The organism is Pseudoalteromonas sp. CO325X (assembly GCF_004208955.1).
GTDB classification, from domain to species: domain Bacteria; phylum Pseudomonadota; class Gammaproteobacteria; order Enterobacterales; family Alteromonadaceae; genus Pseudoalteromonas; species Pseudoalteromonas ruthenica.
Window position 1 is genome coordinate 1 of the sequence record NZ_SGPG01000032.1, and the last position, 23,220, is coordinate 23,220.

General features: G+C 49.3%; 17 protein-coding genes. 10 read left to right on the forward strand and 7 right to left on the reverse strand.

The features are described from left to right. A partial coding sequence (locus tag EXT46_RS15590) for an Ig-like domain-containing protein (RefSeq protein WP_130148407.1) occupies positions 1-2,873 on the forward strand: 2,873 nt, incomplete at its 5' end. Between the two features lie 50 nt (positions 2,874-2,923). On the opposite strand, the gene EXT46_RS15595 is transcribed toward EXT46_RS15590, so the two are convergent. The 4 genes from EXT46_RS15595 to EXT46_RS15610 all read right to left on the reverse strand — a co-directional run bounded on the left by EXT46_RS15595 (position 2,924) and on the right by EXT46_RS15610 (position 8,608). Beyond that, positions 2,924-3,919: an iron ABC transporter permease gene (locus EXT46_RS15595; protein ID WP_130148409.1), complete on the reverse strand. Its 996-nt coding sequence runs from the start codon at positions 3,917-3,919 to the stop codon at positions 2,924-2,926. After that, positions 3,909-4,724: an ABC transporter ATP-binding protein gene (locus EXT46_RS15600; RefSeq protein WP_205988250.1), complete on the reverse strand. Its 816-nt coding sequence runs from the start codon at positions 4,722-4,724 to the stop codon at positions 3,909-3,911. The genes EXT46_RS15595 and EXT46_RS15600 overlap by 11 nt, the downstream gene beginning before the upstream one ends. 138 nt (positions 4,725-4,862) lie before the next feature. Beyond that, positions 4,863-7,280, reverse strand: coding sequence for an ATP-dependent helicase HrpB (gene hrpB / locus EXT46_RS15605; protein WP_130148411.1), 2,418 nt, complete (start codon positions 7,278-7,280; stop codon positions 4,863-4,865). A 38-nt stretch (positions 7,281-7,318) separates the two neighbouring features. Then, positions 7,319-8,608, reverse strand: coding sequence for a class I SAM-dependent methyltransferase (locus tag EXT46_RS15610; RefSeq protein WP_130148413.1), 1,290 nt, complete (start codon positions 8,606-8,608; stop codon positions 7,319-7,321). Positions 8,609-8,817: 209 nt separating this feature from the next. Between EXT46_RS15610 and EXT46_RS15615 the strand changes: the two genes are divergently transcribed. Both EXT46_RS15615 and EXT46_RS15620 read left to right on the forward strand, forming a co-directional pair. After that, positions 8,818-9,738, forward strand: a complete 921-nt coding sequence (locus EXT46_RS15615) for a hypothetical protein (protein ID WP_130148415.1) — start codon at positions 8,818-8,820, stop codon at positions 9,736-9,738. Positions 9,739-9,742: 4 nt separating this feature from the next. Then, entirely contained in the window at positions 9,743-10,306 is a 564-nt protein-coding gene (locus tag EXT46_RS15620) for a hypothetical protein (protein ID WP_130148417.1), read from the forward strand. A gap of 50 nt (positions 10,307-10,356) precedes the next feature. Here EXT46_RS15620 and metH read toward each other — a convergent pair whose 3' ends face one another. Genes metH through metA form a run of 3 tightly spaced genes read right to left on the reverse strand, consistent with a single transcriptional unit; the run spans position 10,357 to position 14,986 of the window. Continuing rightward, positions 10,357-12,981, reverse strand: coding sequence for a methionine synthase (metH, locus tag EXT46_RS15625; RefSeq protein ID WP_130148419.1), 2,625 nt, complete (start codon positions 12,979-12,981; stop codon positions 10,357-10,359). 12 nt (positions 12,982-12,993) lie between these two features. Then, positions 12,994-14,049, reverse strand: a complete 1,056-nt coding sequence (locus EXT46_RS15630) for a homocysteine S-methyltransferase family protein (protein WP_130148421.1) — start codon at positions 14,047-14,049, stop codon at positions 12,994-12,996. Next, on the reverse strand, positions 14,039-14,986 hold the full coding sequence (gene metA, locus EXT46_RS15635; RefSeq protein ID WP_022945790.1) for a homoserine O-succinyltransferase: 948 nt from the start codon (positions 14,984-14,986) through the stop codon (positions 14,039-14,041). The genes EXT46_RS15630 and metA overlap by 11 nt, the downstream gene beginning before the upstream one ends. 146 nt (positions 14,987-15,132) lie before the next feature. Here metA and EXT46_RS15640 point away from each other — a divergent pair, with 146 nt between their 5' ends. From EXT46_RS15640 to EXT46_RS15670, 7 genes are all read left to right on the forward strand, one after another. Next, positions 15,133-16,020: a DMT family transporter gene (locus EXT46_RS15640; protein ID WP_240701149.1), complete on the forward strand. Its 888-nt coding sequence runs from the start codon at positions 15,133-15,135 to the stop codon at positions 16,018-16,020. A gap of 81 nt (positions 16,021-16,101) precedes the next feature. Further along, a complete protein-coding gene (gene ettA / locus EXT46_RS15645) occupies positions 16,102-17,775 on the forward strand; it encodes an energy-dependent translational throttle protein EttA (RefSeq protein ID WP_130148425.1) in 1,674 nt (557 codons plus the stop codon). A gap of 214 nt (positions 17,776-17,989) precedes the next feature. Then, positions 17,990-18,355, forward strand: coding sequence for a PilZ domain-containing protein (locus tag EXT46_RS15650; protein ID WP_022945793.1), 366 nt, complete (start codon positions 17,990-17,992; stop codon positions 18,353-18,355). Positions 18,356-18,380: 25 nt separating this feature from the next. Then, positions 18,381-18,785 carry a DUF350 domain-containing protein gene (locus EXT46_RS15655; RefSeq protein WP_022945794.1) on the forward strand — a complete coding sequence of 135 codons (405 nt, stop codon included), beginning with the start codon at positions 18,381-18,383 and terminating at the stop codon, positions 18,783-18,785. Positions 18,786-18,795: 10 nt separating this feature from the next. Then, positions 18,796-19,383: a DUF1190 domain-containing protein gene (locus tag EXT46_RS15660; protein WP_130148427.1), complete on the forward strand. Its 588-nt coding sequence runs from the start codon at positions 18,796-18,798 to the stop codon at positions 19,381-19,383. Further along, positions 19,384-20,541, forward strand: a complete 1,158-nt coding sequence (locus EXT46_RS15665) for a glutathionylspermidine synthase family protein (protein ID WP_130148429.1) — start codon at positions 19,384-19,386, stop codon at positions 20,539-20,541. A gap of 110 nt (positions 20,542-20,651) precedes the next feature. Further along, positions 20,652-23,168 (forward strand): TonB-dependent receptor, encoded by a 2,517-nt coding sequence (locus tag EXT46_RS15670; RefSeq protein WP_130148431.1) that lies wholly within the window; start codon positions 20,652-20,654, stop codon positions 23,166-23,168. The last annotated feature ends 52 nt before the right edge of the window (positions 23,169-23,220 follow it).

A 23,220-nucleotide genomic window follows, 5' to 3' on the forward strand; every position in this document is an offset into this window, starting at 1 on the left:
CCACAGCATCAGACCCAGAAGGTGATGAGTTAACGTTCAGCATCACTAACCAGCCCACCTGGGCAGCCTTCGATACCGCGACTGGACAACTGCAAGGTACACCCGGTGAGAGCGATGTTGGCACCAATAGCAATATTCAAATTACCGTCAGTGACGGCGACTTGAGTGCGCAACTCCCGGCGTTTGCTATCGAAGTCACTGCGGCTAATCAGGCCCCTCGTATTATCACTCGCACCATGAGTGTTGAAGAAGATACGTCAAAAACGGTGACCCTAGAAGTAGACGATGAACAAGCCGAGCAAGTCACTATTACTGTCGTTTCAGCGCCTGAGCAGGGTGAGCTACTCGTCAATGGCTTGAGCCTTACTTACACGCCCAATACTGACTTCCAAGGCACTGATAGTGCAACTTTGATAGCAAGTGACGGTGACTTACAAAGTGAACCTGTCGCTATTGAAATTACTGTCACCGGAGCCAATGACAAACCAATAGCCAATGATGATACTTTGAGCCTTACGCGCAATGACAGCGGCACATACATTCTTGAGGTACTTAGCAATGACAGCGATCCAGATCAAGGTGATACCTTACGCATAACAACAGCTAGCGCAGAATTAGGTGATGTCACTATCGACAATGGCGCGCTGCTATATACGCCTCCGGGTGGTCTTAATGAAACCACGACACTGCGCTATCGCATCGCCGACGAGCAAGGTTTAGCGGATACAGCAACGGTCAGGTTCTCCCTTGATGGCCCTATGGCCGACGATATCCCGGTACTCTCACTGCCGGCGGATGTCAGTGTTGATGCCACAGGCTTGTACACTAAAGTAAATCTTGGTGTTGCCACTGCTGTCGATGCAACGGGTAAAGCCATTGCGGTTAGAATCCTAGACAATCCGGTGTATTTCAAACCAGGCGTGCATAAAATTTACTGGCAAGCTACAGATGATCAAGGTCGCAGTGCCTTGCAATCACAGCGTGTGGAGGTCAACCCACAGGTAAGCTTGAGTGCACAAAGTATTGCCACAGAGGGGCGTAGTCATAGCATTACCGCTTACTTAAACGGTCCTGCGCCAAGCTACCCACTTATAGTACCTTTTACCGTCAGTGGCAGTAGCAGCAGTGATGACCATTCACTTACCAATGCAGAACTACGCTTCACCTCTGAGCAAGCAACCATCGACTTTGATGTATTCGCTGATGCCCTTGATGAAGAGGATGAAACCATCATGATAACACTGGACGAAAGTATCAATAGAGGCCCAACGTGGCAGCACCAGGTAACGATTACACAGCGTAACCTTGCCCCACAAGTGAAGGTAACAGCACAGCAAAACGCGCAAGCGATGACGTTATTTGTTGCCGACCAGGATATTGAGCTTGTTGCCCAAGTAAGCGATGCGAATATCAATGACTCTCATACTTATCAGTGGCAAATAAACCCGACACTACCTTTGAACCAATCGAGTAGTGAACGCGCTATTATTGAGGCCAGTGATCTAACTCCGGGTATCTATCATGTCAGCCTCGAAGTCACTGATAGCGGCACTCCATCGGCCAGTCAAAGTGTCAAACTACAGTTAGATGTGCGCAGTACGCTACCGCCTTTGAGCGATAATGATAGTGACGGCGATCTGATCCCTGATGATAGCGAAGGTTACCGTGATAGTGACGGTGACGGCGTTGCTGATTATTTAGACGCCATCGGCGTGTGTCACTTACTTGCAGCAACACCAGCGCAAGAAGATAACTTTATCGTCGAGACTGAATATGGCAACTGTCTGCAAACCAGTATATTTGCTGATGCTGCGAGCGCAGGTGCTGAGCTGATGCCAGAGCAGGTCGCAAGTGATGAAGACACACGTCATGTTGGCACACTTTACGGTGTGGTAGTCAGTGCCCTACCGGTACCTGGTGCTGCCGTTGATTTTGTGCTTCCGCAGCGTCAGCCACTGCCGCAAAATACACTCTATCGCAAGTATATCAATGACCAATGGCAAGATCTGGATACCCAAGGCGATGATGCTATTGCTTCAGCGTTAGGTAGTAAAGGTTACTGCCCAGCACCTGGCAGTGAGCTTTGGCAACCCGGGCTGACAGCCGGTCACTGGTGCGTACAATTAACATTGACAGATGGCGGCGCCAACGATGCTGATGGCATCATCAATGGCAGCATTGTTGACCCAGGTGTGGTGGCTATAGCACTTGACGCCAACCAGCCACCGATTGCAAACGATGATGTGTATACGGTAGCAGAGAACGCCATGCCGATGCTCGATGTGCTAAGTAATGATACTGATGCCGAGAGCGATGAACTCATGCTTACTGGCGTGGAGGCGGAGCTGGGTGATGCCAGTATTGTTGATAATAAAATCCAATACCAAACACCTAGCCAGTTCATTGGTAACGACCGTTTGATCTACAGCATTCGCGACGCTGCAGGCAATAGCCACAGTGCCGAGGTAAGTATTAACATTGTCGCTAACCAAGCGCCAGTTGCAGTCGCTGATAGCGCATCGGTTGCCTACCAAGGTACGGTTACAGTGGATGTACTCGCCAACGATAGCGACCCAGAGGGACAAGTGTTAACAGTGACCCAAGCGAGCAGTGAACATGGGGAGGTAGTAATTAACAGTGACTTCTCATTACGCTTTAGCGCCGCCGATGGCTTTAGCGGTAATGCGTTAGTACGCTATACCTTAAGCGATGAACTCGGAGCCACCGCACAAGGCGAGCTTAATATCGAGGTTGCTGCTGAAGTAGACAACTCACAGCCGCCAAAGCGTAAGCAAAGTAGCGGAACTCTAGCATGGCTAGTTATGTTACTTGCGTTAGTGGCTATTCGCCGACAAGCCAAGCGACTGAAATAACCGCAACGTCATTAAGTTAATGAATAAAAGCCTCGCAGAGCGGGGCTTTTTTATTGTGTGCGATAACGGGAAAATAATAACAGTAAAAAGAATATGCTTCCGATAGCCGACGTGATCACCCCAACTGGCAGTTCTTGATTATCTAACACTGTGCGTGCGGCCAAATCTACCCACACCATAAATAGGCCGCCGCTAAAAAAGCTCGCGGGATATAAATAACTACCTACACGGGGAGCGATTATTCGCACCAAATGGGGGATCATCAGCCCGACAAAACCTATACCACCGCACACACTCACAAGAACGGCAGTGATCAGTGCACTTAATAGCAGCATAGCTAAGCGCAGTCGCGGCACATGAATACCCAGAGTATGGGCACTCTCATCCCCCAACAGCAAGGCATTTAATGGCGCCCGTAACAGCCACACGATTGCGAGGCTGACGCCCATAAGCACACTCACTGGTAGCAGCATAGCCATGGAAGCACCAGAAAAGCTGCCCAAAGTCCAAAAAACTACCGCGCTCACAGCCTGGGGCTCGCCAAAATACAGTAACAAGCTAGTCATCGCACTGAAACCAAAAGATAAGGCCACCCCTGCCAACACCAAAATGGAGTTCTGCATATAGCGAACACTGTAGGCCACAATCAGCAACAACACCACGGCCAGCATGGCACCTGCAAAGGCACTGAGGCTCAGCAGCACCGGGGCGCTAACCCCAAAAAGCACCATGGTCACGACCACGCCCAGAGCTGCCCCCGAGGAAATACCAAACAAGTAAGGATCCGCTAACGGGTTACGTGTGACCGTTTGTAAAATCCCCCCCGCTAACGCCAATCCACCACCCGCTAGAAAGGCAATGCCTACACGAGGGCTGCGCAATTGCCAAATAATTTGCTGCCACAGCGAATCACTGTCCTCGCCACTGAGTACAGCCAACAGTTGCGGCCAACTTAGGCTCACGGCGCCTTGCTTAAGTGCAAATAATCCACTAAGCACAAAAACCAAAAGTACTGCAATCAGGGGTAAAGTATATTTAACTGTCATGCTGATGCCTTTGATAGCCGTAAAAGTACTGCACCAGCGGCCATTTATCAGGCTGCTGCGGATGATCACTGACTTTTGCACAAACGCCAAAAACATCACTGAGCAGTTGCTCCGTTACTACCTTTTTCGGGGCACCATCTGCAACCAGTTGGCCGTGTTTAAGAATCAACAATCGGTCACACAACGCACAAGCCAAGTTAAGGTCATGAAATGACGCCAACACCGTTAGCTTTAACGACCGCACCAGCTCCATCAATTCTATTTGATATTTAATATCTAAATGGCTGGTGGGCTCATCCATGATCAGTAACTGCGGTTGTTGCACTAAGGCCCGAGCAATATGAGCGCGCTGCTGCTCTCCTCCCGATAACTGAGCTAAGGGTTTATGCTGCAAGTTACACAGCCCTACGTCCACCAAAGCCTGATGGACTCGCTGCTTTTGCTCCTGCGTTAATGCTCGCCACATACCCCCTTGGGGCAATAAGCCAAGAGTCACTACCTCATAAACAGTGAGTGACATATCGCTTTCTGGCTGTTGCAGCACCACGGCTACATTTTGTGCTAGTGTGCGCTGTGACAATGTCTGTAAACACTGGCCATTAAAGGCAATAGTCTCAGCCGAAGTGCGGTAATAACGATAAATGCAGCGCAGCAGTGAGGATTTCCCAGCCCCGTTAGGTCCCAACAGGCCCACAAACTCACCTTGCTCAAGCGAGAAACTAAGGCGTTCAAGTACCCGATGTTCGCCAAGCTGGTGCGATAAATTTTGAACCTGTAATAACGGGCGGTGCAACACGGTACTCACTTAGCTAGGTCAGAAAAGAGCTATTATGAAAGCATTATCGCGCAAAGTAAATTTTGTCTATCCAGACGTCTGTGAAGCCATGGCAACATGGCGTGATAGTACGCAGGGTAACTAAACGTATATAGACAACAAACCGCGTTACATTCTACTTTTCACTTTATTGGTAGCCTGCGCGGTACTTGGATCATCGGGCCAAAAGTGCTTTGGGTAGCGACCCTTCATCTCTTTTTGCACTTCGCGGTAACTACTTTGCCAGAAATGCGCAAGATCTTGGGTTATTTGTAACGGCCGCCGCGCCGGCGAGAGTAATTCGAGTTGCAGCGGCAGCTTGCCTTGCGCCAACTCCGGGCTTGACTGCCAACCATAAACCTCTTGCATACGGACGCTGAGTTTGGCCGGACCATCGAGTTGATAATGAATACGATGACTGGCGCCCGAGGGCAGAGTTATTGTCTTTGGTAAGAGCTGCTCCAGGCGCTGTTGGCTCGCATAATCTAACAGGCTGAGCAAAGCGCTCCGGTAGTCAAACTGCTGTAATTGCGATAATGACCCCACATGGTCTAAAAACGGCGCCAACCATTGCTCTGCTTGGCGTAATAGCTGCGCCTCATCGGCAAGGGTGAACTCGCCACCAAGCAATTGACTAGCCAGCAACATACGCACTCGTAGTTGCTGCGACTGTGGATGCTGAAACAGCTCCCAACCCCGCTGCTGTATTAACTCCAACCACGCCTGCACTTTCATTTGTGTATCAATTTTTTTGCCACTGGGCTTAGTGGCAATAACGATTGCACCCAATTGCTGGCGCTGTTCATTAATAAAACGCCCTGATTTGATATCAAATTCGCACACTTGACGCTCACTAAACAAATGTGGCAAATGGGTTTGCAGCATGGCCGGGGAAAAGGCGGTGGCGCTAAAAATATGTTGTCCATCTTTACCACCAACATCGGCAATGGCCACATACTGCTCATCCAACCACAACTGCGGATGCGCACTCACCCCCGCGCCATTACTGAGCAACATACCCGAGCCACGCCGTTTGGCTAGGCGGTCAGGATAAGCCAAAGCTACGACCACAGGCAGCAAGTGCATAGGTAAGTCTTTGTTCGCCGGCAAGGATAAACGCTGGCGCCAGTACTTCAGTTGTTGTGTAAATTCTGGGTGAGGACGATGCTGTTGCGCACTGATAGCGGTAGCCAGCTCGGCATCAATGCGCACCCGTGCCTCCATCAAGGCGACAAAATGTACCGCCAAGTGCACAAAACCAGGATGCTGAGATTCACGTTGCTGAGCTTGATACAGCAAATGGGCAAAACGTAAATCGCTGCCCATAGCATGTATTTCTTTTGCCTTTGCGGTGAGCTTGCCATCGGCAATCAGCTCTAACATCTGTAACAGTTCGCAGGCTTGGTGCTGCTGCGCCGCAGAAGGCGGGTCAAGCAGCTGTAATTGCTCGATATCGGCCCCCCACAACTTCGCCTCTAGCATTAAAGGACTAATATCACTGGTTAATATTTCCGGTGCATCATGTTGCGCCCGTCGCTCTAATTGCTCTTTACTGCCTAAACGATAGACCACTCCAGGCTCTACACGCCCCGCTCGCCCAGCCCGTTGCAGCGCCGAGGAGCGTGAGATATTCACGGTTTTCAGCTCACTCACACCGGTTTTTAGATTGAACTGCGCGGCGCGGCGTTTACCGCTGTCGATAACAATGCGAATGCCCTCAATAGTCAGGCTGGTCTCGGCCACATTGGTGGTTAATACCACCTTGCGCTGACCTTGCGCTGCGGGTGCTATCGCTCGTTGCTGGGCGGCTTTGTCTTGCTCGCCATATAAGGTGTGGACTTCAATATCGCTGGGCAGCCCGCTGAGCTGCGCGGCGACATAGTTTATTTCTTTTTGTCCTGGCAAAAACACCAAGGCGCTGCCACTTTGCTCTTGCAGTGCTGTGATTACGGTAGGCGCAATCGCCTCAAGCCACTGCGTTGGCTGCGCTAACGGGCGGTAAATTTCATCTATTGGGTAGCTACGACCTGTTGAACTAATGAGTGGGCAATCAAAAAAGCGTTGATAGCGCTCGCCATCAAGGGTGGCGGACATCAATAAGATCTTTAGATCATCACGCAGCATCTGGCTTTCTAACGCAAAAGCTAATGCCGTATCAGCAGCCATGGAGCGTTCATGAAATTCATCAAAAATAACTAAATCGATACCGCTGAGCTCAGGGTCTTGCTGCAACATGCGCGTTAATACCCCTTCGGTGACAATTTCTAGGCGCGTCTCAGCGCTTACTTTGGTCTCTTGGCGCAACCTTAGGCCCACGCTTTGTCCTACCGCTTCTTGTTGCTGCGCAGCCAAAAAGCGCGCTATGTTGCGCGCAGCTAAGCGCCGGGGCTCAAGCATGATAATACGGCGAAAATGGCCTTCGCGAAGCAACTGCAATGGCAACCACGTTGACTTACCTGCGCCAGGTGGGGCTTGCAGTAGGCACATAGGTACACGATGTAATTGCTCAACAAGTTGCGGGTAACTTTGCTCTATTGGTAAGGCCATAATCCCAAGGTATTCATACTCTTTGCCGCTATTGTACGTTATTCGTTTTGCCTATGCAGCTTAGCAAGCAACTGTCGGTTCACTTTCATAACTTGCTGTGGGCATAGTAATGCGGGGCAGCACTGTAGTAGCCGAGATTCAAAGCTAGCCAGATCAGGGGCATTAAATAAGTGTGCGAACCATATTTCTAAGGGGATACCTAATGCCTGCGTTAAAAACAGCTCACCCTGCCAATCGCGCGGTGAAAGTGATCTAGGTTGCTGGTTTTGCTTTGCCCATAAACACTGCGCAAACGCCCGCTTTATATAAATGAGCCCGAGGTCGGCACAGTCATTAATGCTGGGTAAGGTGAGTGCTGATAGGCGTTTATCATGCGGAAACTCGAATATGAAATCGGCCTGTCTGGGGTTAGCATAGTGAAAAGGAACATGTGCGCCCGCAAAAAGGCAAGTTGCCTGCGGCGGTACTGAAAATGGCACGGTTAAGCTTGATTGCCCTTCGCTTAAAACGCAGTGATTATAAACTTGGATATCCGTGGTTAGCGTAAAGTGGTCGTCACTTTGATGCTGCGCTGGGATAACAAGCTCACCACGTATATCGGTAATATCATCGCGTGCTAAGCGCAGTGCCGTGATTTTATCGAGGCGAAAGTACTCATCAATCAACACTCGCTCTTTAGCGCGCTCTAGCCAAGCTCGCAAAGAAACCACTTGAGGAATTAACACTCCCTGTGCTTGCAGATAACGCACGAGGTTTTTAAATATCCATACCTGGGGCTCACGACGAAGCAGTGCTGTCATCGTTTCAGAAATAATGATATCGAATCGACGTTGCGCGTCAGGTTGCCAGCAGGTCGCATCAGCAACCACATATTCGCTGATTAAGTGCCCAATATGCCAGCGTGCAACCAATTTTTTGACCGCCTCAATATTCTCCTGGTGAATATCCAACAATGTTACCCGCACCGGTAATTCGGGGTAGCATGCGAGGTAGGGCAATAATAAGGTGACAAAAGGGCCGGTGCCCGCATAGAGGATGTGGACGACTTTATCACCGTGGACTTTATCGTTAATAGCCGCCGCAACCCCTTGCATAAACACTTGGGTGCGCAGGGGCTCCAAGGAACAGCGTGCAGCTTGTACCGGAGAAATCGCAACGCCATGCTCGGTATATGTTCCGTGCGATGTATTCATATCCGCTCGCGACGAAACACCACTTTCTTGCTCTAACGCATTAACCAAAGCATGAATAGGTTGCTTAACAACACCAGCGTCCACTGGCGCTGCAACAATAGTTGCGACTAGCTGTTGTAACTGCATCAGGGTCATAAGTCAGACTTAAAGGGAAACATGCACTATTGTTAGCAAATCCCCTCTTGGTGTGTCATTACAGCGCATTACACTGTGCTCGGCTAATAAAGGTTGTGCAACAAGCTGACAATTCAATAAAATTTCATATAAGACATGAGCTTGGCGATTGACTGTTCTGCGGCCTTGTATGAGAATAGCGATAAAAGGAACATAGCATGGAGGCCTCAATGCTCATCAATGCAAGAGAAGAATTAAGAAATAAGCAGCGAGATCAGCAACTCGCTCATCTATTAAAGTCCAACCAGCATAACTTTATCCATCTTAATGACAGGGAATTTTTTGATTACGCTGTGAACGTAAAACGCACCCAAGGCCATTCTAATGAGCGAATCGCCGCCTGGTTCGAATCAATTATGGAACGCGCCAATATTGTACCTGAGCTTTGGCGAGCACATCGCGATTGGGTTAAAAATGGTTCAGGGCTCGTCCCTTTAGGGCTGGATGTGGCCGCTTTAACAGCCATTGCGCTAGAGATGCAGCGTAGCGGTTCAGTCTTTGATAAATTCAAAGTGAAGTCATATTCTGGGAAAAACTACATTATATTCAAAGGCTACTCGGGTCTCAGAAGACACCTGACGGGAACCCGATACTTAGCCAACAACCCTAAACTAGTGTCTTTCGGCATCGGTAAGCTGGGAGCGCAAAGCTCTATAAAGCAAGGGTTTGTGTTAACGATTCTTATCTCTGCAGGGTTTCATGCCTTGGAGCAACTGATTGATGACAGCAAAACATGGCACGACTTTATTGGTGGTTTATCTGTTGATGTTGCCATCGCAGCAGCATCATCAGGCATTGCCTGGGGAGCGGTAACTGCCGTTGTGGGAACAGCTGCAACCGTCGCCGTTGGCCCCATGATTGCCGTTGTTGTGGTTGGCGCAGCTCTGGCTGGTTTGGCCTATACATTCATTGATACTGATGCGATAGCAGAAAAAATAGCGGCTAGTCTAAGAGCGGTTGAAAACGATTTAAAACAAAGCTTTCAGCAAGCACGTAGAGAAATAGACCGGGCGCAGCGGTGGTACGAACAAGATCCCATCGGGTTTATGCACCGTTTATTTGGGCTTCCTTACTCTGGCGGATATAGATAGCACAATGGATGACGTGCAAAGTACAACGATGGACAGAGTAAAGCTATTCTGCTTTTTTGCTTTATTCTGTGTACTTACTTTACTGCTCCCTTATGCAACGTTCAGTGAAGTGAGCCAAGTAAGTACAGCCCTAGGGGAGCATGTTCTGGCTTTTCGGGAGCGCAGTTTTTCTCCTTCTTTGGTATTGGCCACCCCCGTTTTTGCCGTATTAACCTACTTACTGTGGTTACGAGCAACTCATACCCAAGTAAGTGATAGGTTACTCAGTGGTTGGTTTAAGCTGTGCGGCGTGACCTTAGTATTGATGTTAATTGCCACGCCTATCTACACCTATCTCATTGAACACCATATTAGTGCTCAGGGTTACACCCTATGTAGCGCCTACGGCCGGGGCACGATTGGCTCAGCCGATATCTGGGTGGCAAATGAGAGCCATTGTATAAAAGAAGGTTTCCCCGTACGCAACGAACTCGTTGATTGGCTATCTCAGCAACCATCAGATACCAGCGCGCAACAAGTAAAGCAGAAGTTGGCAACGCTTTTGGCTGCTCAGCATCATACAAAGTAATTGAGCAGCCAGCTCATGTTCCACTTGGCGCAAAAAAGTAAAACCTGTGGTTAATTTTCATACCCCAAATTCGGGCCTAGCCACTTTTCGGCTTGCTCTAGCGTCATTCCTTGGCGGTTAGCATAGTCCTCAACTTGGTCTTGTTGAATCCCTGCCACGGCAAAGTATTTCGAATCAGGGTGTGAGAAATACCAACCCGAGACGGCGGCACCCGGCCACATCGCATAGGAGCTCGTCAGTTTCATGCCGATGCGCTCTTCAACGCTCAGTAATTCCCAAATCTTAGCCTTTTCAGTGTGCTCTGGGCACGCTGGATAGCCCGGCGCAGGGCGAATGCCCTGATAGTTCTCACGAATGAGCTGATCATTGTTTAACGCTTCGTCTGCGGCATAGCCCCAGTACACTTTACGCACTTGCTCATGCAGGTATTCTGCGAAGGCCTCTGCAAGGCGGTCAGCCACCGCTTTGACCATGATTTTATTATAATCATCACCTTGGTCATCAAAGGCCTGGGCTAAGTCATCTTCTTCTAACCCGCCGGTCACGGCAAAGGCGCCAAAGTAGTCGGCAACACCTTTAGGTGCGATATAGTCGGCTAAACAATAGTTAGCAAAGCCCTTTTTGTGCGTTTGCTGGCGTAACTGACACGAACGTAAAATCACTTCGTCACGCTGCTCGTCGCGGTATATTTCTATGTCATCGCCGACGCGGTTTGCTGGGAATAAGCCAATCACCCCTTTTGGTTGAATGCTGCCTTGGCGCGCAAACTCATCCAACATTGCATTTGCATCGGCAAACAATGAGCGCGCTTGCTCACCCACCACCTCGTCATTCATGATACGCGGGTATTTGCCGGCCAAAGACCAGGTCATAAAAAATGGCGTCCAGTCGATATATTGCCTTAAGGTGCTCACTGGCACCGAGTGAAACTCTTGGACTCCTAGCTGTTTAGGCACAGGCGGAGTGTAGTTTTGCCAATCCAGCTGGGCATGATTGGCGCGAGCTTGTTGCAAACCTATGGGCTTGGAGCGGGGTTTCTTGCGTGCTTGTTGCTCTCGCACTCGCTCGTACTCTGCTTTAGTTTTACTCAAAAACTCACTTTTCGCGGTTTTACTTAGCAAACTAGATGCCACGCCCACCGCACGGCTGGCGTTATTAACATAAACCACGCCGTTATCATATTGGGGCTCAATTTTTACGGCGGTATGCGCCTTTGACGTCGTCGCGCCACCAATCAGCAACGGAATGGTAAAATCGCGGCGTTTCATTTCTTTGGCGACATGCACCATTTCATCTAACGAGGGAGTGATAAGCCCGGACAGGCCTATAATATCGGCGTTTTCGTCTATTGCGGTTTGTAAGATTTTTTCAGCGGGCACCATCACCCCTAAGTCGATCACCTCGTAGTTATTACACTGTAACACCACGCCAACAATATTCTTGCCAATATCATGAACATCGCCTTTTACCGTGGCCATGACAATTTTACCGTTGGTTTCACCCTCTTGTTTCTCGGCTTCGATATAAGGGTCTAAATAGGCCACCGCGCGCTTCATTACCCGCGCCGATTTCACCACCTGCGGCAAAAACATTTTCCCGGCCCCAAACAGATCACCCACCACATTCATGCCGTCCATCAACGGACCCTCAATGACCTCGATGGGTTTAGCAAACTGCTGTCGGCACTGCTCGGTGTCCTCATCAATATAATCTGTAATGCCTTTAACTAGGGCATGTTCTAGGCGCTTTGCCACCGGCCAACTACGCCACTGTAAATCCTCAACCTTCTCCGCTTGCGCCATGCCCGAATACTTAGGCGCTAATTCCACCAACCGCTCTCCGGCGCCGGCATCTTTATTTAAAATCACATCCTCAACGGCGTCTCTCAGCTCAGAGGGAATATCGTCATACACCGCTAGTTGACCAGCATTGACGATGCCCATATCCATTCCGGCTTGAATGGCGTGATACAAGAACACAGAGTGAATAGCCTCGCGCACCGGATTGTTGCCTCGAAACGAGAAAGAGACATTAGACACACCACCGGATACCTTGCAGTGGGGAAGGTTCTCCTTGATGCGGCGAGTTCCTTCGATAAACTCTACGGCATAGTTGTCATGCTCTTCTATGCCGGTGGCCACGGCAAAGATATTGGGGTCAAAAATAATATCTTCTGGCGGGAAGCCCAATTCATCGACCAGGATGCGATAAGAGCGCGCGCAAATAGCAAACTTCCGCTCGGCGGTTTCTGCTTGACCACTTTCATCAAAGGCCATCACCACCACAGCGGCGCCGAAGCGCTTTAATATCTTGGCTTGGTGACGAAACGGCTGCTCCCCCTCCTTGAGGGAAATAGAGTTCACTATCGCCTTGCCTTGAATGCATTTTAGTCCCGCCTCGATTACTTCCCATTTCGACGAGTCCACCATAATGGGCACTTTCGAAATATCGGGCTCTGAGGCGATAAGGTTCAAAAAGGTGACCATGGCCGCTTTAGAGTCCAACATGGCTTCATCCATGTTGATATCGATAATCTGCGCGACATTTTCAACTTGCTCACGTGCCACCTCTAACGCGGTTTCGTAATCTTCCTCGAGGATCAGCCGTTTAAAGCGCGCCGAGCCGGTCACATTGGTGCGCTCGCCGACATTGGTAAAAGTTGCAGTATTATTCATGTTATTGGCCCCTTAATTGAGATTACAGGCTTCAAGGCCACTTAAACGCATGCGCACCGGCAGCTCGGGCAAAGTACGTGGAGCGGTGTTTTTTAGCCCATCACTAAAGGCTTTAATGTGCTCGGGTGTGGTCCCACAACAGCCACCAACAATATTGATAAACCCTTGCTCCCCCCAGTCGATGATTTCTTGTGCCATTTCTTCGGCTTCTAAATCATATTCGCCAAATTCATTCGGCAGCCCTGCATTGGGGTGCACCGAGGTGTAGGTTTCACAAATACTGGCCAACTCTTCCACATACTGACGCAACAAGTCTGGCCCTAGCGCACAGTTCAAGCCAATGGAGAGCGGTTTAATATGGCGAATGGAATTATAAAACGCCTCGGTGGTTTGCCCTGACAAGGTTCGACCCGAAGCATCGGTGATGGTGCCGGAGATCATTACCGGCAGAGTCACTGCGGCCTGTTCGAACGCTTCTTCTACCGCAAAGGAAGCGGCTTTGGCATTGAGGGTATCGAAAATAGTTTCAATTAAAATCAGATCGGCACCACCTTCTATCAGTGCCAGGGTCGATTCGATATACGCGGCCACCAGCTTATCGAAGGTGATATTGCGATAGCCCGGATCGTTAACATCCGGCGAAATCGAGCAGGTTTTTGATGTTGGCCCCAGTACGCCGGCCACGTAGCGCGGTTTATTTGGCTCGCGAGCGGTAAACTCATCGGCCACCGCGCGTGCCAGTCGGGCCGATTCGAGGTTAATCTCACGGCTTAGGCTCGCCATGTCATAATCTTCCATGGAAATGGTCGTGGCGTTAAAGGTATTGGTCTCAATAATATCGGCGCCCGCTGCCAAATATTCACGGTGAATTTGTGCTATTAGATGAGGTTGAGTGAGGCTCAATAAATCGTTGTTGCCCTTGACCAACACGTGCCAATCTTGAAACCGCTCACCACGATAATCATGCTCTTCGAGCTTATGCTGTTGGATCATCGTACCCATGGCGCCATCTAAAATTAAAATGCGCTCGTTGAGGGCCAGTGTTAATGCATCACGTTTATTCGGCATAGTTGTTAGTCCTTACATCCTGGCTAACCAGATTAATATCATAGGGAGTGGTTTGGTAAACGTAGTAATTAAGCCAATTCGAAAATAACAAAAAGGCATGGCTTTGCCAGGTTTTCGAGGGCTCTTGCGCTGGGTCGCCATGAGGGAAGTAGTTTTCTGGCATCGGTGCGTCAGCGCCTTTATCGCAATCACGTAAATACTCTTTTTTCAGGGTATCGGCATCATACTCAGGGTGTCCTGTGATATACACCTGCGAACCACTCTGGTTTTTAAGTAAGTAAGCACCTACCTTGGGCGAGCCTGCTACCACGACTAATTCTTTACAGGCGTTTATCGCAGCAATATCAATATGGCCATAACGCGAATGCGGGACTAAGAAGCGATCGTCAAAGCCTCGGGTTAACGCCGCGTGGTCAAAGTAACACTGATGCTCAAACACCCCGCACAACTTATTTTTCTGCAATTGACGCTTAAGTCCATGATGATGGAAAAGCCCAGCGTGCGCCGCCCAACAACTAAATAGCGTCGAGGTCACATGGTGCTCCGCCCAATCAAAGAACGCTTGTAGCTCCGACCAATACCCTACCTCATCATATTCTAAGTGAGCCAAGGGCGCGCCGGTGACAATCAAGGCATCGTAATTGTTGTCTTTAACATCTGAGAAATACTGATAAAACATATCCAGATGCTGCTCTGAGTTAGCGCTAGAGCGGTGCGTATCTAAACGCAGCAAGTCAACATTGACCTGCAATGGCGTATTCGCCAGCAAACGAATAAATTGCACTTCGGTTTCCACCTTATTCGGCATCAGGTTCAAAATAGCCAAGCGCATGGGCCGGATCTCTTGAGTCCGAGCGCGACTTTTCGGCATCACGAATACATTTTCTTGGCGCAGCTCCATAATCGCTGGCAAAGCGTCTTGAACCGTAATGGGCATGGCGGTACTCCGAATTAAAAGATAAGGAGCTATTATGAACGCCACACTGGAAATTTCAACCTCTAGATGTTTAGACGTCCAAAATAAAGTTGCAGTGAATGAGTTAACTGCAATAATGCCCGCGATTAACTAACAAAGAGTCGATGATGGGTATAGGTGAAATTGCAGCAATCAGTGCAGCCGTGGTTTGGGCCTTTTCTACCTTACTGTACAAAGGCTTCAGTCATCATCTTTCACCGCTGCAACTAAATGTAAGTAAAGGCTTACTCGCTTCTTTAATGATGGTGATTGCCATGGCGCTACTTGGCGATGGGGCCATGCCAGTGCAGCTCACCTCATGGGGCTGGCTTATCGCCGGTGGGATTATCGGTATTGCCATTGGCGATAGCGCCTACTTTGGCGCCCTGCGCAGTATTGGCCCAGCACGAACCTTAATAATTGAATCTCTCGCTCCAGCCTTAACTGGCATACTTAATATTGTGCTGTTAGGTGTGTACTTACCGCTACTGGCCTGGTTGGGCATCGCCATCACTTCGGTGGGGGTTATCCTCGCGGTATTACCTCAACGCCACTTGCCCCCAGTTGATAAGAAGTTTTACTTTCAAGGCGTGGCTTTCGCATTACTTGCGGCTTTGTGCCAAGCCAGTGGCATGGTGATGTCAAAAGGGGCTATGAATACTGAGTCGATGAGTAGCCTATGGGCCGCCCTTATTCGCCTCCTTGCCGGCACATTGAGCGTGGCTTTACTGGTAATGATTATAAAACGCAGCGACCTGTACCAAGCCACTCGACTGCACGGTATTGATAACAAACGCTGGCTGCTCGTGGCTGTTTTTTTCGGCACCTTCGTTGGCTTGTGGCTGCAATTGGCGGCGGTGCAACATACCGACCCGGCTATCGCACAAACTATTTTTGCCACCGCCCCGCTGATGGTCATGACCATTGGCTTTTTTAAACGCGAGCCGGTGACTTGGCGTATGATAGTGGGCGGTTTATTGGCGCTGGCTGGAGTGGCCATATTATTGGCAAATTAACGGGCCATTCGTTGACGCTTTCACCATAGAGACTCTACAATAACGGCAGTTTAAATTAGTCACATTGTAAAGGCTCCTTTCATGGTTTTACCTGATAAGTTTATTTTCTCGATGAGTCGCGTGTCAAAGGTGGTGCCACCTAAACGCACCATCTTAAAAGACATCTCTCTGCACTTTTTCCCTGGCGCTAAAATTGGTGTACTTGGCCTAAATGGCGCAGGTAAATCGACCTTACTACGCATTATGGCCGGCGTGGATAAAGATTTTGAAGGTGAGGCACATCCTCAGCCTGGCATTAAAATTGGTTATCTTCCTCAGGAGCCTGAGCTTGATGAAAGCAAAACGGTGCGTGAAGTTGTAGAAGAAGCGGTCAGTGAAGTTAAAAATGCTCTTGATCGCCTTGACCAAGTATACGCTGAGTATGCCATGGAAGATGCCGATTTCGATGCGCTTGCCAAAGAGCAAGGCGAACTTGAAGCCATTATTCAAGCCCACGATGGCCACAACCTTGATAACGCCCTAGAGCGCGCCGCAGATGCATTACGATTGCCAGCTTGGGATGCCAAGATTGAGCATTTATCAGGGGGTGAGCGTCGCCGTGTGGCAATTTGCCGTTTATTGCTTGAAAAGCCGGATATGCTTATCCTCGATGAGCCTACCAACCACTTAGATGCTGAATCTGTCGCTTGGTTAGAGCGCTTCCTACATGATTATGAAGGCACTGTAGTGGCGGTAACCCACGACCGTTATTTCCTTGATAACGTGGCCGGCTGGATCCTCGAATTAGACCGTGGCGAAGGTATTCCGTGGGAGGGCAACTACTCTTCTTGGCTTGAGCAAAAAGACGCACGTCTGCAACAGGAGCAAAAAGCAGAGAAAGCAAGACAAAAATCCATCGCTCAAGAGCTTGAGTGGGTACGTTCAAACCCGAAAGGTCGCCAAGCAAAATCAAAAGCGCGTATGGCGCAATTTGCTGAACTACAACAAGGCGATTATCAAAAGCGTAACGAAACCAATGAGCTGTTTATTCCACCTGGCCCGCGCTTAGGTGATCAGGTCATTGATGTACAGGGCTTAAACAAAAGCTTTGGCGACCGTGTGCTTATTGATAACCTTGATTTTAGCGTTCCTAAGGGAGCGATTGTCGGCATTATTGGTGCCAACGGTGCTGGTAAATCGACCTTATTCAAAATGCTCAGCGGCGAGGAACAGCCTGATAGTGGTGAAATCACCCTAGGTGAAACCGTTGAACTCGCCACCGTTGACCAATTCCGTGGCAACATGGACGAGAGCAAAACCGTATTTGATGAAATCGCAGACGGTCAAGATGTGTTGAAAGTGGGCAACTTTGAGTTCCCAAGCCGTGCTTATGTGGGACGCTTTAACTTTAAAGGTAATGATCAGCAAAAATACGTCAAAGACCTTTCCGGCGGTGAGCGCAACCGTTTGCACTTAGCCAAACTACTAAAAGCGGGCGGTAACGTATTACTTCTCGATGAGCCAACCAACGACTTAGACGTTGAAACCTTGCGGGCGTTAGAGAATGCAATTCTCGAGTTCCCTGGCTGTGTCATGGTAATCTCGCACGACCGCTGGTTCTTAGACCGTATCGCCACTCATATTCTTGATTATCGCGACGAAGGCCAAATTAACTTCTTCGATGGTAACTACACCGAATACGAACAGTGGTTGAAGAAAACCTTAGGTGCCGAGGCTGCACAACCGAAGCGCATTAAGTATAAAAAGATTGGTTAATTAACCACATAAAAAAGCCCCATCTCGATGGGGCTTTTTTGTGCCCTTGGCATCCACCTATGTATGGCACTATGATTGCGCTAACGCGCCACTACTTAATGACCATTGTGATATTTTTAGCTTATTGAAATAGCGAAAAAAGTCATTCACAGCCAAGGACAACCTCAAGGCTGGCTACTACACTGGAGGGAGACGCGCCAATACAGGAACTGTTATGGAAAACCGCAGAAACTTTACTCGTGTTATTTTTCAACGCCCCGCCCTAGTGGTATTTAATAACCAGCATCATGGCTGTCATTTACTTGATCTTTCCTTAAATGGCGCTTTGGTAAGCCACCCTGATGACTTCAACCCACAGTTAGGTCAAAGCGTAGAGCTTATTTTCCACCTATCTGGCAGTGATGTTGATATTGATATGCTTGCTGAAGTGGCTCACATTGAGCCGCAACACATTGGCTTACATTGTGTAAAAATGGATATTGACAGTGCCACTCATTTAAAACGCCTTATTGAACTTAACGTGGGTGATGATAAGCTACTGCACAGGGAGTTAGCGCAGCTTGCTGCGCCCGAACAATAATAACGATTGCAGTGAGAGCACAATAATGATCATGGAATCCATCCAGGGCTTTGTCCCTTTTATCATGTACTTTGGTTTAGGCTACCTACTTATCCTAGCCTTTCTATTCATTTACACCCTTATCACCCCGCATTGCGAATGGACCTTGATGAAGGAAAACAATGCCGCCGCTGCCACCGCGTTTAGTGGCGCGTTCATTGGCTTTACCCTTCCAGTTGCCAGTGCAGCGGTGAACTCGGTCTCGCTGCTAGACTTTGCCATCTGGGGCGTTATCGCTGGCATTATGCAATTAGTGACCTTTTTCTTAGTGCGCTTATACATGCCGAAGTTGTCTGAAAAAATTGCCCAGGGCCATATGAGCGCAGGGGCATTTTTAGGGGTTGCTTCACTGGCCACCGGTATTCTCAACGCTGCCTGTATCACCTACTAAGGAGGCGGCAATGAAACGTACTAGCAAACTTAAACTGACACTTATGCTCGGTGCCAGTGCCGGACTGAGTGGCTGCACCGACCCTGAAGAACCAGCACTATTATTTACCGATGTAGATGATTGCACCGACTTTGGCGTCGAACGCGATGTATGCCAAGCACAATACCAACAGGCCTTGGCTAATCACGATATTGAAGCGCCAAAGTACGCCAATGAAAACCTCTGTGAAAATGACTTCGGGTTTGAGCGCTGTGAGCAAGAAGGCAGTATTTGGCGACCCATTATGGCAGGCTTTATGATCGCCGCCGTGGCTGAGGCGGTGGATGAAGGTTTAGACCTTATGAAGAAGAAGAAAAAACGCAAAAAATACGCGTTTTTAGGGGGGAATTACTACTCAGGTGCGAAGCCCCTTTATCGCTCACGCGATGACTTTTTCAGCTTCCGCAATGCCAACAACGATTACATTGGCTCAGTCAACAATCGCGGCACCACTATGGTGAAAAAGTCTAAAGTTAAATACGCTTCTAAGCCCAAGCGCGTTACTCGTAACCGAGGAGGCTTTGGCCGCCGCGCTTCATCACGTAGCTTTGGTGGTTAAATGTTTCGCCACCCTATTGCTGAGCGGCCGGATTTAGCCGCTCAGGCCGATTATTTCGGCTTTGACTTTTGCCGCATTGATGGTGAAAAGTATTGGGATGAAAGCGCTTATTACCAATTCACGCTAGAGCAAATTGAGAACGACTTAGAGCAACCGACCAATGAACTGGAGCAAATGTGCTTGCAATTGGTCGACAAAGTTGTGCGTGACGAGTATTGGCTGCGCAAGTTCGCTTTGCCCGAGCAGTATTGGGACTTTATCGCCACCAGTTGGCACAACAAAGAGCCTAGCTTATATGGCCGTATGGACTTTAGTTACCACGGCAACGGCCCTGCGAAATTACTGGAGTACAACGCCGATACCCCCACCTCCATCTATGAAGCAGGTTTTTTCCAATGGCTGTGGCTGGAACAGCAAGTAGATAGAGGCAAATTGCCACGGCAAAGTGATCAATTCAACAGTATTCAAGAGGCGCTCATTGAGCGTTTTAACTTCTTCTCTAACCGCGAATTGCTGCACTTTGTCCACAGTCGCGACTCCATTGAAGATAAAGGCACCGTCAGTTATTTACAGGACTGTGCCTATCAAGCAGGTATGCCCACGGCACGCATGGCCATTGAAGATATTGGCGTTGATGAGCACGGCCAGCTCACTGACCTAGAACATGCTCCTATCGCGCAACTCTTTAAACTTTACCCTTGGGAAGAGTTGCTGCATGACGACTTTGCTCCCCATGTGCTCAGCACCGACACCCTGTTTGTCGAGCCGCCTTGGAAGGCTGTGTTATCGAATAAAGCCATATTACCGCTGCTGTGGCAAATGTTTCCCGGCCACCCGAATCTCCTAGCCGCCTACTTTAGCGGTGAAGAAGGCGATGGGCTGGAGCAAGGCTTTGTCAATAAACCCCTGTTTAGCCGCGAAGGTGAAAACATTACTTGGGTGCACCCAGATAAGGGCCGTGTGCACCAAAGCGGCAGTTACGGTAGCGAAGGCTTTATTACTCAAGCGTTAGCACCCTTACCCGTGTTTGCTGGTAATCACACCTTAATCGGCTCTTGGGTCGTCGGGCACCAAAGTTGCGGCCTCACTATTCGCGAAGATGATGGCCCCATCACCAAGGACACCTCCCGCTTTGTGCCTCATATTATTTTGGGGTAATGGCCTTAAAAGCACAAAAAGTCATTCCTAAAAATTCCCCTTTGTTCGTTATTAGATTTACAAAGCCAAAAACTATTGGTTTTGCTCATAATAAAAACGAAGGGGCCAAAATGAACCAACACACACTTCAGTATAAAAAACACCTTATTGCGCTTGCTATAAGCAGTGTACTTTTCAGTAGCCAAGCGTTCGCCGCTACAGAACCACAACAACAATCCGATAAAAAGCAGTTGCTCGACCTTGAGCGCATAGTGGTCACAGGGAGTGGCGGGCGTGGGCAAACTAAGCTTGAGTCATCGGTGTCTATCACCACCTTGAGCGCCGAAGATCTCGCCCGCGAAGCACCGCTGGGCACGGCAGACTTACTGGAAACCGTTCCCGGGTTTTGGGTTGAGGACTCTGGTGGTGAAACCAACAATAACGTCGCTCCACGGGGTCTTCGCGGCGGCGAAGGATTTCGCTATATAGGCGTGGAAGAAGATGGGCTACCGGTGGTCTACGACGGCGTCTGGGTCGATTTTTATCAGCGCCAAGACATCACTATCGAGCATATGGAAGCGGTTCGCGGTGGCACCTCGGGCTTGCTAACCACTAATGGTCCGGCAGCCTTGGTGAACTTTATTACCCGCAAACCCGATAGCGTTGAAGAAGCCACCATTCGCTTAACCACCGCCGACTATGGCATGTACCGCAGTGAGTTCTTTTACGGCACCCCTATTAGCGATGATTGGAAAATGTCGTTGGGCGGTTTTTATCGACGCTCAAACGGGGTCAGAGATACCGAATTTACGGCAGACCATGGCGGCCAGCTGCGCATGAGTTTAGTCCGAGAGTTTGATAAAGGTCAGTTAACTTTATCTGCCAAGCATTTAAACGATCACACCACTTTCTTTGTGCCGATCCCCCTGCAAAACCAAGATGATCCCGAGGGCATCCCTGGTGTCGACCCGCAACATGGCACCTTAATAGGTAATGGCCAGCGGCTGTTACAGTACTTGCAACAAGATGGCAGCTATCAAACCCGAGACCTCAAAGATGGGCAACATACTAAGTTCTCCACTTTAGGGTATAACCTGGATTGGGAGCTCAACGATCGCTGGCTACTCGACACCGCTGGGCGTTACTCTCGCTTTGAGAATGACATGTATATCCTGCTGAACTTTGATAACTCCACACTAATCAATGCCAACGAGCGCCTAGGCCAGCAAGATGTCACCGCAATGTTGACACAATTTGCCGATGAGGGCGCTGTTGCAGCGCGATATCGTTACGTGGATAACGGTGAACTACTGACAGATGTCAGTAATCTCAATGGCAATGGTTTGGTCACCACAAGCTACCCTTTGTACTCACAATACCAAGCCGAACAGTTCGTAAATAAGCTGAGCTTTACCTATGAGGGCGACCAACATACAGTGACTATGGGTTGGCTATTTGCTTATGTTGATGCCGATGCACTGCCAGTTGATCAGTGGCAATCACAGTTCCTTACCGAGGTAAAAGACAACGCCCGGTTGCTCGATATCGTAGCCGTAGACAATAACCAGCAGGTGGTGGGTCAACTCACCGATAGAGGCTCCACAGGGTATGCACCCGGATGGGGTCAAGCGACCGCTTTTGGCACCAGTACCTCGCATTCTTTCTTTATCAATGAACAATTTCAGGTAACGGATAAGCTGCGTATAGACGGCGGCCTTCGCCTCGAGTGGCTAGAGCTTGATAGTACTGCGTCGGGCACCGAGTTTGCGCAGCCGGTAGACGGTGCATTTGACGACAATGGCAACGATACCGACAACAACCTAGCTAATAACTACGTTGATACACCTTCGCAGCAATTCTTATCGAAAACCCGCAGTGAAACCGAGACAGCCTGGACCCTGGGCTTTAATTACCGCCTCTCTGAGAGTGTATCGACCTTTGGTCGTTATGCAGATGCGTTTGAAATGCCGCGCTTAATGAGCTTTGGTCAGAATATTCATGCCCAAAGCGAGGCAGACTTTAACGACAGTGTGAACCTGACCTTTGGCGAGCTTGGGGCCCGCTACTCGGGTGCGGACTTGGGCGCTTCTGTTACCTTATTCCGCACTAAGTTTAATGACTTAGTTGAACGTAACTTTACCGGCACTGATGGCCAAGTCGCTAATCAAGTAATTGACACTATTACCGATGGCGTCGAATTCGAGGCCGTATGGCAAGCCTTGGATGATGTCCAGCTGACCTTAACCGGGGTGGTACAAGATCCAAAAATGGAGGGCTTCACGGGCGCCTTTGCACATTGGCAGGGTAAACAGGTTAAGCGCACTCCAAAGGTGCAACTACGACTCACCCCAACCTATTATTTTGACGATGGCGATGTGTACTTAACCATCCACCACTTAGGTGAGCGTTATTCCGATGGCGAAAATAAGTTTGTTCTTCCCGACTATACCACCGTGGATATGGGCGTTAACTACCGCTTTAACGACACCGCTGCGTTGCATGTTAAAGCGACAAACCTCACCGACGAGCTAGGTCTAACCGAGGGCAATCCACGTGCCGTAAACGATGTTCAAGCGGGCTATGACTATTACTACGCCAGGCCTATTCTGGGGCGCACAGTGAGTGCCTCATTAACGCTTAACTTTTAATGTTCCCCGACTAATTAGCGCTTTGCCCAGTGCCAATTAGTACACCCAAGCC